Origin of the sequence: Veillonella parvula (assembly GCF_032577575.1) — a bacterium.
GTDB lineage: Bacteria > Bacillota > Negativicutes > Veillonellales > Veillonellaceae > Veillonella.
On the sequence record NZ_JAWFVO010000001.1, the window covers coordinates 413,579 to 427,421 of the forward strand.

At 37.8% G+C, this 13,843-nt stretch carries 9 protein-coding genes and 1 other RNA gene; all 10 read right to left on the reverse strand.

The genetic code is table 11. The features are described from left to right. Positions 1-20: 20 nt before the first annotated feature. Positions 21-2,024: an NAD-dependent DNA ligase LigA gene (gene ligA, locus E7K77_RS01940; RefSeq protein WP_077708461.1), complete on the reverse strand. Its 2,004-nt coding sequence runs from the start codon at positions 2,022-2,024 to the stop codon at positions 21-23. Positions 2,025-2,105: 81 nt separating this feature from the next. Next, positions 2,106-4,295 carry a DNA helicase PcrA gene (gene pcrA, locus E7K77_RS01945; protein ID WP_077708462.1) on the reverse strand — a complete coding sequence of 730 codons (2,190 nt, stop codon included), beginning with the start codon at positions 4,293-4,295 and terminating at the stop codon, positions 2,106-2,108. 103 nt (positions 4,296-4,398) lie between these two features. Further along, positions 4,399-5,340 (reverse strand): manganese-dependent inorganic pyrophosphatase, encoded by a 942-nt coding sequence (locus E7K77_RS01950; protein WP_077708463.1) that lies wholly within the window; start codon positions 5,338-5,340, stop codon positions 4,399-4,401. A gap of 155 nt (positions 5,341-5,495) precedes the next feature. Further along, on the reverse strand, positions 5,496-8,678 hold the full coding sequence (locus E7K77_RS01955; protein WP_077708464.1) for an efflux RND transporter permease subunit: 3,183 nt from the start codon (positions 8,676-8,678) through the stop codon (positions 5,496-5,498). Positions 8,679-8,692: 14 nt separating this feature from the next. After that, entirely contained in the window at positions 8,693-9,820 is a 1,128-nt protein-coding gene (locus E7K77_RS01960; protein ID WP_077708465.1) for an efflux RND transporter periplasmic adaptor subunit, read from the reverse strand. Between the two features lie 246 nt (positions 9,821-10,066). Beyond that, positions 10,067-10,684: a Type 1 glutamine amidotransferase-like domain-containing protein gene (locus tag E7K77_RS01965; protein ID WP_123137912.1), complete on the reverse strand. Its 618-nt coding sequence runs from the start codon at positions 10,682-10,684 to the stop codon at positions 10,067-10,069. A 192-nt stretch (positions 10,685-10,876) separates the two neighbouring features. Next, positions 10,877-11,218, reverse strand: a transfer-messenger RNA (tmRNA) gene (ssrA, locus tag E7K77_RS01970). Between the two features lie 175 nt (positions 11,219-11,393). After that, positions 11,394-12,554 (reverse strand): 8-amino-7-oxononanoate synthase, encoded by a 1,161-nt coding sequence (bioF, locus tag E7K77_RS01975; RefSeq protein ID WP_101928321.1) that lies wholly within the window; start codon positions 12,552-12,554, stop codon positions 11,394-11,396. 4 nt (positions 12,555-12,558) lie between these two features. Next, on the reverse strand, positions 12,559-13,287 hold the full coding sequence (locus E7K77_RS01980; RefSeq protein ID WP_101928322.1) for a 6-carboxyhexanoate--CoA ligase: 729 nt from the start codon (positions 13,285-13,287) through the stop codon (positions 12,559-12,561). Beyond that, on the reverse strand, positions 13,287-13,787 hold the full coding sequence (locus tag E7K77_RS01985; protein WP_101928323.1) for a hypothetical protein: 501 nt from the start codon (positions 13,785-13,787) through the stop codon (positions 13,287-13,289). The genes E7K77_RS01980 and E7K77_RS01985 overlap by 1 nt, the downstream gene beginning before the upstream one ends. Positions 13,788-13,843 lie beyond the last annotated feature (56 nt).

The following is a 13,843-nucleotide window of genomic DNA, read 5'->3' on the forward strand; positions in this document are numbered from 1 at the left end:
AAATATTGTAGAATGTATGATTATTGGATTTCTCCCAGTTCGCGTAGGAGTTCTACAAACTCTTCTTCATTCATAACACGAATACCCAATTCATTTGCTTTAGTAAGTTTACTACCACTGTCTTCGCCAGCAATAACAAGGGTTGTTTTCTTAGAAACAGAACCTGTAACCTTAGCCCCATGAGCTTCAAGAATCTTACCAGCTTCACTGCGACCCATAATTTCAAGTTTACCTGTGAGAACGACGATTTCGCCTTCCATTTGGTTGCCTGCTGCTTCAACAACATCTACAGTCATCTTAAGTCCAGCTTCTGTTAAGCCTTCAATGATTTCTACATGAGCAGGATCTTGACGGTATTCAACAATACTATCTGCCATTGTAGGACCAATCTCTTCTACTGCAACGAGTTCTTCCTTAGTAATAGTCATGAATCGTTCCATAGATTTTACAACACTTGCAATTGTTCCGGCTGCCTTAGATCCAATTAGTCGAATACCAAGACCATATAGTACACGATCTAATCCGCGAGATTTAGAATCTGCGATAGCTTTTACCAAATTCTCAGCAGACTTCTTACCCATTCGGTCCATGGTAACTAGTTGTTCGACCGTTAAATGATATAAATCAACAACATTGGTGATTAATTTGTTATTGATTAGGTTTTCTACAATACTAGGCCCGAGACCATCAATATTCATAGCATCGCGAGATGCAAAATGGATAATTTGTTCCTTTTCAATGGCAGGACAATGTTTATTGGTACAACGAACAGCGGCTTCACCTTCACGTCGGACTGCAGGAAATTCGCATACAGGACATGTATTAGGAATTGTAAAAGGCACTTCAGAACCAGTTCGTTTTTCAGGAACTACGCGAATAACCTCTGGAATGATCTCGGCTGCCTTGTGAATGATGACATGGTCACCAATGCGAATATCTTTTTCATTGATGAAGTCTTGATTATGTAATGTAACACGACTTACATTTGTACCGGATACGAATACAGATTCCAATTCACCAGTTGGAGTAAGAACACCTGTACGTCCTACATTGATAGTAATATCCTTAAGAACGGTTTCTACCTCTTCTGGTGGATATTTGTAAGCTGTAGCCCACTTAGGATCCTTCGCAGTACTGCCAAGTACCTCTTGGTCATCGAAACTATTAACCTTAATTACCATACCGTCTGTATCGTATGGCAACTCATGGCGCTTTTCACCCCAATAATTAATAGCCTCTATGACTTCGTCAATTGTTTTGCATACGCGGTAATGAGGATTTACAGAAAACTTGAACGTTTCTAGACTTTGGAGCAATTCCTCTTGGCTATGAATATTAGCTCCCACTTCAGAACCGATTGCATAGGCAAAGAATGCTAAATTACGACTAGCCGTAATGGCAGGATCTTGTTGACGCAAAGAACCAGCTGCTGCATTACGAGGATTTACGAAGGTAGGTAAGCCCTCTTCATCACGTTCTTCATTTATACGTTTAAATTCACTATGAGGCATATATGCTTCACCGCGAACCTCGATAAATTCTGGCGCATCCTCTAGATATAAAGGAATGGATTTAATAGTACGCACATTAGCAGTTACGTCTTCACCAACGCGACCATCACCACGTGTTACGGCACGTACAAACATGCCGTTCTCATAGTGCAAATTAACAGCTAAACCATCGATTTTAAGTTCTACCACATAAGCAGAAGGCTTATGACCTAATTCCTTCTCTACACGACTAGCAAATGCACGTACTTCATCAGCACTAAATACATTAGATAAGCTCAACATAGGGCGGCCATGGACGACCTTTTCAAAGGAACCTTCTACCTTCATGCCTACCCGTTGTGTTGGCGATGATGGCACAATATATTCAGGATGAGCTGTTTCCAAATCAACAAGCTCACGATATTTTTTATCATATTCAAAGTCACTCATTGTAGGAGCATCTTTTACGTAGTATAAATACTGCGCATGAGTTAGCTCTTGTTGTAACTCTTTAATTCTATCTTTCGGATTCATATTACATCCCTTTTATAGTGCAGTAACACTCTATACGTTCCTTACAAGTAAGGTAGAGAGGTTAACTGCCATACACAAATTTTATCCCTTCTTAACAGGTGCAAATTTTGCCATTACTACACGTACACCTTGTGTGGGGAATTCAATTGTCAGCTTCATACCAGCCCCTTCGCCGGCAACATTGATGACTTTACCATTGCCCCACTTGCTATGAATAGCCGTATCGCCAATATTCCAATCAGCAATCACTTCATTGCGAACGATTGGCTTTGTAACTGGTCGGCTTGTAACACTCATATGTTGCGGTACATGACGCTTAATATCATCAGGTACTTTACGCTTAGCACGCAAACCATCTACTAACTCTTCTGGAATTTCATCGATAAAACGAGATGGTAAATAGCTGCTAGTGCGTCCAAATACGGTACGCGTAGTGGCATTAGAAATATATAATTCCTTTTCAGCACGAGTAATACCTACATAAGCAAGGCGGCGTTCCTCTTCAATTTCCTCAGGGTTCATCAAGGTGCGACTATGAGGGAATAAACCTTCCTCCAAGCCACCTAAGAATACAATAGGGAATTCCAAACCTTTCGCAGCATGTAATGTCATCAATGTAACTTTAGACTCTTCTTGCTCGAAAGAATCAACATCATTTACAAGTGCTACTTGTTCCAAGAAGTCTTCCACTGTACCAGTTGGATTTGTATCTTGGAAGTCTTTAGCTACAGATAAAAGTTCACCGATATTCTCAGCGCGAGCCTGATCTTGTGGATCTGTACTCTCTTCTAATTGTGCCAAGTAACCGGTTCTATCGAGAATAGATTCTAAGATATCAAGTACCGTTTTATCTTCCATTTCAGCTACGAGAGTAAAGATAAGGATACCAAATTCCTCTAACTTTTCCTTTGTCTTACCTTTAATCGTATCTACTAGATGCAACTGTGTTAATGTCATAAACAAGGACGTGCCATTTGCGCGAGCATAATCTTGTAGTTTTGCCACTGTAGTAGCACCAATACTACGCTTAGGTACATTGATGATGCGCAATAAACTCAAATCATCGAATGGATTATATAACACGCGTAAGTAAGCTAAAACGTCCTTAATTTCTTTACGATCATAGAACTTCGTGCCCCCTACCATCGTATATGGCAGAGCCCGTTTAATCAGCGCTTCTTCAAGTACACGAGATTGAGCATTTGTACGGTACAAAATAGCCATATCACCATAAGGCACACCATGAATATCGTGCTTTTTAGCGATAGTATCGCCGATGAAAGCAGCTTCTTCATGTTCAGACTGAGCCGTAAAATGCTGAATTTTAGCCCCTTCTGTCTTATCTGTCCATAAATTTTTCTTAGGACGGCCTTCATTATTTTCAATTACCGCATTGGCTGCATCAAGAATAATCTTTGTAGAACGATAGTTTTGTTCCAACTTGATGGATGTACAGTTCGGATAATCCTTTTCAAAGTCCAAGATATTTTGAATATCTGCGCCACGCCATGCGTAAATACTTTGATCAGCATCACCTACAACGGCAATATTTTTCCAATGAGAGGCTAATAATTTAGCCAATAAATATTGAGCATGGTTCGTATCTTGATATTCGTCGATCATAACATAACGAAAACGTTTGCTATATTTATCTAACACAGCCTCATTGGACTGTAATAATTTAACAGCTACCAATAAAAGATCATCAAAATCTAGAGCATTATTCTTACGCAATTCCCGTTCATAATACTCATATACATCAGCAACCTTTTCTTGGTAAAAGTCTCTTGCTTGCTTTCTAAAATCTGAGGCAAATAACAATTTATTTTTTGCATCAGATATGGCACCAATCATAGCACCTACAGGATAGTATTTATCGTCGAGGTTTAATGCTTTTAAAGCAGCCTTAATAACAGCTTGAGAGTCAGATGTATCGTAGATTGTAAAGTTACTGTTATAACCTAAGAAGTTATCTAATTCAAAACGCAAGAATTTCGCACAGAAGCTATGAAATGTGCTGAGCCAAATGCGATTGGCTACATCACCAACAAGACCTTCTACACGGCTTTTCATCTCCTTAGCCGCTTTGTTGGTAAATGTAATCGCCAAGATTTCATATGGATTAACACCTTGAGCTAATAAATGTGCAATGCGAACGGTTAACACCTTTGTTTTACCAGATCCAGCACCAGCTAAAATCAATAAAGGGCCTTCCGTATGTTGAACGGCTTGTTGCTGCTCTTTATTTAAACCTGTTAGTAATGAATTCATCGGAACACCCCTATCGCCCTTACAAATACTATAGTTTGATAATCATATAAATAGAGAAGAAGAACGTTGCAAGCAACGTTCTTTATCTTTGTATACTACTATACTATTTCATAGCACCAAGAATTGGTGGTACGATTTGTTTTTTACGAGACATAGTATTTGGCAAGAATACACCATTGTCTTTAACTTCTTTTTCGAATGCTTTTGTTACTACAGCCTCAACATCACCACTGAATAGCAATGTAGTGCTTTCATCAAGAATATTTGTAACCATAATGTAAGATGCATCGTAGTTGTTAGCACTGCGAAGAGCTTCTAAAGCCGCTACAAGTTCCCCTTGTTTAGCCAATACATCTGTTGTATCCATAACAGAAATTTGGCCGATAGAAATTGTTTTACCTGCTTCAGAAAATTCTTTCATATCAGTACGAACAATATCATCATTAGTCAAATCAGAAATGTCTGCACCAGCTTTTAACATATCAAGGCCATAAGATTCGATGTCAACACCAGCGATTTCAGCTAATTTATGAGCCATTTCTTTATCTGTTTCTGTGCATGTTGGAGAACGGAATAATACAGTATCAGAAATGATAGCAGATAACATCAAACCAGCAATACCTTTAGGAATTTCTTGATTGTTTTCTATGTATAATTTAGTAATGATTGTATTAGAGCAACCTACTGGTTCTAAACGCATGAATACAGGACCATCAGTTTCGAAATCACCAATGCGGTGATGATCCACAACACCGCACATATTCATAGACTTGTAACCGTCAATGATTTGTTTAGATTCATTGTGGTCTGTTAGGTATAAGTTGCCACCTTCTGGAGCAAATTCTTCCCAGTTCTTAACGATTTGTGGATGTTCAAAACCAAAATGGTTCAAAATGTATGTTGTTTCTTTGTTCGCTTCACCTGCACATACTGGAGTTGCTGGTGTACCCATTTGAGTTAACAAATTAGCAAAAGAAATAGCAGAACAAATGGAATCTGTATCAGGGCTTTTATGACCTGCTACATATGTTTTTACTTCACTCATAATATACCTCTTTTATATTAATTTCACACTTAATATCGACTTACGTCAATCCGATTTTTAACTCTATTATTATATCATAAATTATATAAAAAAACACGCCACTACTAAGTAGTGGCGTGTTTTTATCATTCTACAAAATTATCTAATGTAGATGATTAGTCGTGATTTTTTTTGCGGTTTGTCAATAAACCAGGCCCAAGTGTTTCAATGATGATAAACAACATTGGAATGATAAAGATACCAAACAATGTTGCTGTTGTCATCCCTGCTACTACTGTAATACCCATAGTTGTTCTAGCACCAGAACCAGCACCAGAAGACAATGCCAATGGCAATACACCAAGGATAAACGCAAAGGATGTCATCAAGATTGGACGTAAACGAATTTTTGCAGCTTCGATAGCGGCATCAACAACGTTCATACCACGTTCGTCTACACGAATCTTAGCGTACTCGATGATTAAGATCGCATTTTTTGCGGCCAAACCAACAAGGGTCAAAAGACCGATTTGCATATAAATATCGTTAGCTAAGGAATATCTACCTGTAAAATTCAACAAGAATGGAACTAAAGAAGCTCCAATCATACCAGATGGTACAGAGAACAATACGGCAAATGGAACCTTCCAAGATTCATACAAAGCAGCCAAGATTAAGAATACAAATACTAGACCTAAACCAAGAATCATGATGGTTTGAGAACCAGCTTTCAATTCTTCACGAGATTGACCTGCCCAGTCATATGTATAACCAGCTGGTAACGTTTTAGCTGCCGCCTCTTTCAATGCATTAATAGCATCACCAGAGGAGTAACCACGTGCTTGAGAACCGCCGATTTGTACAGCCATAGCATTATCAAAACGTGTAATACTAGATGGCATACCAGTTTGTTCCTTCGTAATATAGTTAGAAACTGGAACCATAAGGCCCTTACTATTACGAACAGCTAACATATTAAGCTGATCTGCATTTTGACGATAAGCGTCTTCAGCTTGAACTACTACTTTGTAGTTTTTACCATATGTAGTAAAGTCATTGACTTGAATACTACCATAGAAACCTTGTAATGTAGTAAAAATATCTGCTAATGCCACACCATCTTGGGCCGCTTTTTCGCGGTTTACATCAAATTGTAAGGATGGTGTAGATGTATCGAAGGTAGTGTAAACAGATTGAATGGCAGGGCTCTTACGAGCTTCTGCTAAGAATTCATTAGCACGTTCCGCCATAACTTGTGGGCTATCACCAGCTTTGTTGATGATGTACATGCTAAAACCACCAGTAGTACCAAGACCAGGAATAGATGGTGGATTCAATGCAATAACTGTAGCTTCAGGAACACCTTGTGCAGCAAAGCCAAATGTTTGACCAATCATAGCATTAATGGATGTAGCTTGTGTTGTACGATACTTCCAGTCAGACATGGTTGCAAAAATTACACCAGCACTAGATTTTTGACCGCCACCTAAAAGGTCAAAGCCTGCTACAGTAAATACTTCTTGGAATAATTGTTCATCCTTAGGCTTTTCAGGATCATTTTTACCTTCCAAGAAAGATGCGATTTTTTCAAGTGTAGCCATAGTACGTTCTGATGTAGCACCAGGTGGCTCATTAACAGCAATCATGTAGTAACCACTATCCTCTGCAGGTACAAAGGATGTTGGTAAGAAGTGGAATACTAAACCTGTACCACCAGCAAAGATTAATAATGCAATAACAGTTAAGCTCAAACGATGGCTTAAACGAGCCAATTGGATACCATACCAATTGCTAAAACGCTCTAAAGCTGCATTAAATTTGTTTAACTGACGATGTACCCAGTCTTCACGTTCTTTTGGTGTGTGAGGTTTTAACATCGTAGCACATAGGGCTGGTGTCAAAACAAGAGCGACAATCGCAGAAATAACAACAGATACAGCGATTGTTAAAGCAAACTGTTTGTAAAGGATACCTGTCATACCACCCATGAAGGCAACCGGTACGAATACCGCTACCAATACAAAGGCGATACCAATTACAGGGCCTTGTACATTTTCCATCGCTTTAATAGCCGCCTCTTTAGGAGACAAACCATTATATTGTAATTCGTACTCTACCGCTTCTACTACTACGATAGCATCGTCAACTACGAGGCCGATAGCCAATACCATGGCAAATAGAGTTAATGTATTGATGGAGAAATCTAATAATACGAATGCCCCAAATGTACCAAGCAAAGATACTGGCACAGCAATCATCGGGATAATTGTAGAGCGCCAAGATTGTAAGAATACATATACTACAAAAAGAACGAGTAGCAATGCTTCTACAAAGGTATGCTCTACCTCATTAATTGAAGCACTTACGAATTTTGTATTATCTACAACTACGTTATATTGCATATCTGGTGGGAAGGATTTAGATTGTTCATCCAACACCTTCTTAACATTAGCAATTGTTTCTAATGCATTCGCATCATTTTGAAGAGAAATAGCAAAACCTGCTACCTCTTTATGAGCGGACTTAGCAATAAAGTCATAGCCTTTAGCTCCAATTTGAATGCGTGCAACATCCTTTAAATGTAACACCTTACCATTGGAACTTTTAATAGCAATGTTACCAAATTGTTCAGGTGTCACAAGACGACCTTCAATTTTGATAGGATATTGGAATGCTTGTTCCCCATTAGTAGGATTTTGACCTACTGTACCTGCTGCAGCCTGTAAGTTTTGACCCTTAATAGCTGCCGTTACTTCAGAAATAGTAACACCAAGGTTTTGCATTTTGGCAGGATCTAACCAAATGCGCATAGCATAGTCAGAACCGAACTCTTGTACAGAACCTACACCCTTAATGGCTTTAATAGCATCCATCATATAGTTGGTACTATAGTTCTTTAAGAATGTAGAATCATAAGTACCATCAGGTGAGTTCAAGGAAAATACCATAGCCATATCACCAGAAGATTTAGTAGTTGTAACACCAACTGCTTGTACCTCTGCAGGTAATTGAGCAAGTGCTGCTTGTACACGGTTTTGTGTATTAACCGTATCCATATCGGCATCTGTGCCTTGATTGAACTGAACAGTCAAAGAGTAACTACCATTACTAGAGCTACTAGATGTCATATAGTCCATATCTTGTACGCCTACGATTTGTGTTTCAATAACACTGGCTACCGTATCATTAACAACTTGAGCCGTTGCACCTGTATAGGCAGTGTTTACACGAACTGTAGGTGGAGAAATTTGTGGATATCGAGCTATCGGAAGGTTCATCATAGAAATGAGACCTACCAAGGTAATAACAATGGCTATTACAATGGCAAAGATAGGTCGATTAATAAAGAATTTCGACACGATCTAGCCCCCTTCTATTTTGTAGTTTTTAATTGTTCTTTTGAAAGCAATTTAGCATTAACCTTCACACCGTTTTTAACCTTAGTTAAGCCATCAACGATGATTGTGTCTCCAGGTGCTAAACCGGCTTTAATAATTGTATCGCTACCACTTGTACCGCCAACTTCAACACTTTTTTGTTCTACTACACCATCAGCATTTACAACATAGATAAAGTTTTTATCCATGATTTGAAGAATGGCACGACTAGGAACAAGAATAGCATCTTTAAGTTTTTGACCAGGAGAAATCACTGTAGCAAACATATTTGGCAACAACAAATGATCAGGATTTGGGAAAGATGCTTTCAACACAAGCTTACCTGTTGATTGATCAAGACTTTTTGCGGCTTGAACAATAGAACCCGGTTGATTATACGTTTCGCCATCAGCAAGTTTTAATTGAATATTTGGACCATTGGAATCATCGCCAGTTGGATTTTTCATGAAGTCAAGATATTCTTGCTCTGTCATACTAAATTCAACAAAGATAGGATCGATAGAATCAATAGTTACTAATGTTGTAGAACCTGCTTGTACAAATGTCCCCATATCGATATCATCCATACGTAATGTACCAGAATATGGTGCATATACCATTGTATCGCCATAGTTATCTTGAGCAATTTTTACGGATGCTTGGTATGCTTCATAAGCTGCCTTAGCTTGTTCTACAGTACTGCGTTGTGTATCTACACGTTGTTGCGCAATAGCATCTTGTTGAGCTAATGTTTCATAACGATTAAGGTCTACTTCAGCATTTTTATAGTTTGCATTAGCTTGAGCTGCTTGTGCTTCTGCATTAGCAAGAGTAGCTTCGTATTGACGAGAATCGATACGATATAATGGCTGGCCAGCTACAACTTGCTCCCCGCCTTTAACAAATTTTTCAACTACGTAACCAGTTACACGAGCATGTACAGCTACAGAGTTTTCTGCAACTACCGTACCAGCATAGGTTTGGTTTACCTGTGCATCACTTGCAGTAATTTTGTATGCATTGACACTCACGTCACCTGCTTGCTGTTGATTACTGCCACAACCAGCAACCATTACAGCGGATACAACGAGAGCCGCTAACATACGGGAATAACGGAACTTCATTATCTGTACTCCTTTACACGAAACTAATCATCTATGTGTCATAATTACATAAATTTCTTTATATATTTTACAGGATTATATAGATAAAGTCAATTTTTCCGATACCCCTCTACCTTTGTAGAACATAGATAAAATCTGATTAAACCCACATATATTGTATACAACAAAAATGTTAAAAACTATTGACATTTTATATTCAATATGAACTTAAATAGTTTTAGAATTATAAAACTATATATTACTAGTTTACTTTTTTTCAGTTAATACCGTATAACCATGATCCTCAACTAAGATTACTTCATTATTGTTTATCGGCACTAATGGTATCTTATCTTGATAAGTATCTAATGTTTTCTGAGCAGTCTCTTCAAATGGATATTCCCCTATATGAGGTAAAACATAATGATTAAATACATTTACACCCATATAATCATCTAATTCAGATGCTATACTTTTATCATCCATTATCTGATTATATTCAATATTTTCAGACATAATAATTGCGCCAGCAGATTCACCAATATATAATAAGCCTTCTTTGATTCTTTCATAAAGTAGGCCTATAAGATTTTTCTTTTTCAGCTCTTGTAATAGATAAAATGTGTTACCACCAGATATACAGATACATTCAGTCTTTGAAAGTTTATTCTTTAAATAATCTTCATCATATTTAGAAATATCAATAATTTCCAATTCATATCCTAAAGACTTTAACATCTCAACACCTTCATCAATATATCCAGTATATGGTTCAACATTTCCAGCAGTAGGAATAAAAATTATTTTATTTGAAACCATTTTTGAAAGATACTTTTTTGTTATACTTTTTGCTCCTGCTAAATATGACATAAGTAAAATTTCCATGTCTTATCACCTCTAAGATTCTTTATTTAAATTAATATGAAAATTTTATGTTTAATATACAAAAAACCGCCTAAGAATCTACCTAGACGGTTTTAAAACCATTTAATCGGCTGTTCTATATCAATTATAGCCGAATAATCACAAATTTATCTGTAAGCGCAGACTTATTTCTTAAAATGTACGCTTCTATTTTGGTGGAGATGAGGGGAGTCGAACCCCTGTCCAAAAGTGTTGCCATATAGACTTCTCCGAGCACAGTCTATGATTTAAGTCTCAGGTTGCTATCGCTCACAGACAAGCTACACAACCCCAGTTCATATTGTCTCGCCTAATTCATATGAACAACTAAATTAGACCAGCCTACTGTTTGACGTCCATTCACACTTGGTAGGCACAAGTATGAGGGACGTAGCTTATGCAGCTAATGCAAAATTTTCTTCTGCGTTTAAATGTTTTCCCACCGTTTAACGGCCTCATGGAACGCCGACTCGCTATCTATACCACACGCACCCCTGTCGAAACCTTTACATCCCCGTGCGTCGGTTTAATAATTATAAGCCTATTTGGTATTACTGTCAATTGTATGAAACCTTTACAGTTCAGATATATTCACTCTTCTTAGACTACTCGATTTATCTAATATAGACTAATTAACCAATCAATTTAGGATTCTTTTAATACTGTCTTTATTTAGATATATTATCTACTATCATGAGTCTAATTGCTTCAAAGCATTATGCAGTGATTGGCACACATAATCAATTTGTTCTTTATTATGAGCAGCTGTAACGGTTAAACGAATTCTACTTTCACCAACAGGAACTGTAGGCGGACGTATCGCTGTACCTATAATTCCAGCATTGTATAAATAATTTGATACTGTTAGAGTATCCTCATTACTACCGATAAGTATTGGGAAAATTGGAGTATCATTCGTAGCATATATTCCTATAGAATTTAAGCAATCTGCCATATAGTTCACATTATTTTGTAGTCGCCTTAAAACAGATGTATCAGACTCAAGAACATGTAATGCAGCCAGGGCTGCCCCTATGTCAGCAGGAGATAATGCAGTGGAGAATATAAAGCTACGACTCATATTCACAAGATAATCAATGATGGTGCTATTAGCAGCTACATAGCCGCCAACAGAACCTAACGATTTGCTCAATGTACCTAGCTGAATATCCACTTCTTTTTCAAGACCATAATAAGCAGCCGTTCCATGACCGCTACCAATGGTACCCGTCGCATGAGCATCGTCTACCATAAGTAAAGCATTATACTCACGGCTAAGCTCGTAGAGCTTATCCAATGGAGCTATATCGCCATCCATGCTAAATACACCATCTGTGACAATTAGCTTTCTTGTATTTCGTTCTACTTCTTTCAATAAATACTTTAATTCGTCTACATCACAATGGTTATAAGCCTTTACAGATCCTCTACTCAGTCTACAACCATCTATAATACTAGCATGATTTAAAGCATCGCTAAAAATAATAGTATTCTTATCTGCTATGGCAGAAATGGTTCCTACATTTGCCATGTAACCCGTATTAAATACGAGGGCTTTTTCTGTATTCTTAAATTTTGCTAGTTCTCTTTCAAGATCTGTAAACAAGGGAAATGTACCGGATACTAGACGCGATCCACCTGATCCAGTACCATATTGTTGAGCCCCTTTAATGGCCCCTTCTATTACACGTTCATCAAAAGTAAGCCCTAAATAGTTATTTGATGCCATCATCAAATATTCTTTATCATCTCTTCTAACCCGTACTGCGTCTATAGGGCAATATTCCGTTAATGTGCGCAAATTTAGGTTATTGATTTTATTATCTAATTGCTCTTGGAAGAATTTATACATACAATCACCGCTGAACAAGTACTGGTGCTTTTTCCAAATACTTGATTACACAGTCCACATCAGTATTTGTTTTAACAAAAAATACACGCCCTCCTAGATTAGATCCAAATTCTTTCATGCTAGGAATTCGATGGTAAATATCATTGCAAGCCACATAGCCTACTGTGTAATCAGGATCATCAGACCAACATAATTCACCTACAATCCCTTCAGCAGATTGTACTTTAGAGGCCAATACTAAGGCCTCTCTCATATGTTCATTATCCCCTAGTTTTTCAGAATCAAAGGAGTCCATATGACTCACGCGAACACCACGGTTACCAGAATCTATGCGCTCACCAGAAATTGCGTCAACCAACATAGCACCTCGCATAGATGAATCTAAACCTTCTAATAGATAAATAGCATGTTTAACAGCAGTTTCACTAATATCAGCGCCCTGTAAAAGTTCAACAGCTAATTGATGCGCCTCAGCAACAGTATTAGCAAAATGTTCATTTACTTTTAAGCATTCTATATATGTAATTGTTTCTGAAGGAATCAAGTCCACTGTAATATTGATAAAATCAGCTGTCCCCTTACTATGATGTAGTGCTCGTTCGGCTAAAGACTGAGCGATAGCTCCAACTTGATTTAAGGTCACAATGCGTTCTGCGCCAGAAATATGGTGGCCCCCGTTTTCATGGGGACCACCTTGAGCCGCGCGCATACGCACACTATATAATTCGTCCATTATGATACCTTACCTTTAACTACATTACTTTGAGGTACTTGGTTGTGAATTTTATGGAATACTTTCACAAATACTGGTGCCATAATTACTGTAAAGATCATACCTGGAACTGCGAGAGCTATCATCGGTAATGCAGCCTTACCAACGTATAAAGACAAAGATAATCGCGCTAAAGCAGATGCAATTGGACCAGAAACCATAATACCTATCATGTGATTATGGCAAATCCAAAGGATTAGTCCCACAATGAGCCGGAATTGCATAGCAATCATAACATTTAAAATAGTTTGAGTACCTAATGCTAAGCCTATTAGACTAGATAAACAACCACTTATAATATACTTTTTAAATCCGAATACGGCACATATCGCTACCGCCAACGGGGCTGATAGTTGAAACTCTATACCTGGAATGACATTAGGTATTTTAATAGCCCCTAATACAGTAATCATGGCAGTTAAAATAGCAACCTCTGTAATGTACCGAATGTTCTGATTCATAATATATCTCCTCTACTTAGAAAATGTCAACTACAAACACCTCTTATTGTTTACAT

Bases quoted from the DNA above. Each gene is read 5' to 3' on its own strand.
- ligA (WP_077708461.1), bottom strand. From the start codon at position 2,024: ATGAATCCGAAAGATAGAATTAAAGAGTTACAACAAGAGCTAACTCAT.
- pcrA (WP_077708462.1), bottom strand. From the start codon at position 4,295: ATGAATTCATTACTAACAGGTTTAAATAAAGAGCAGCAACAAGCCGTT.
- E7K77_RS01950 (WP_077708463.1), bottom strand. From the start codon at position 5,340: ATGAGTGAAGTAAAAACATATGTAGCAGGTCATAAAAGCCCTGATACA.
- E7K77_RS01960 (WP_077708465.1), bottom strand. From the start codon at position 9,820: ATGAAGTTCCGTTATTCCCGTATGTTAGCGGCTCTCGTTGTATCCGCT.
- E7K77_RS01965 (WP_123137912.1), bottom strand. From the start codon at position 10,684: ATGGAAATTTTACTTATGTCATATTTAGCAGGAGCAAAAAGTATAACA.
- bioF (WP_101928321.1), bottom strand. From the start codon at position 12,554: ATGTATAAATTCTTCCAAGAGCAATTAGATAATAAAATCAATAACCTA.
- E7K77_RS01980 (WP_101928322.1), bottom strand. From the start codon at position 13,287: ATGGACGAATTATATAGTGTGCGTATGCGCGCGGCTCAAGGTGGTCCC.
- E7K77_RS01985 (WP_101928323.1), bottom strand. From the start codon at position 13,787: ATGAATCAGAACATTCGGTACATTACAGAGGTTGCTATTTTAACTGCC.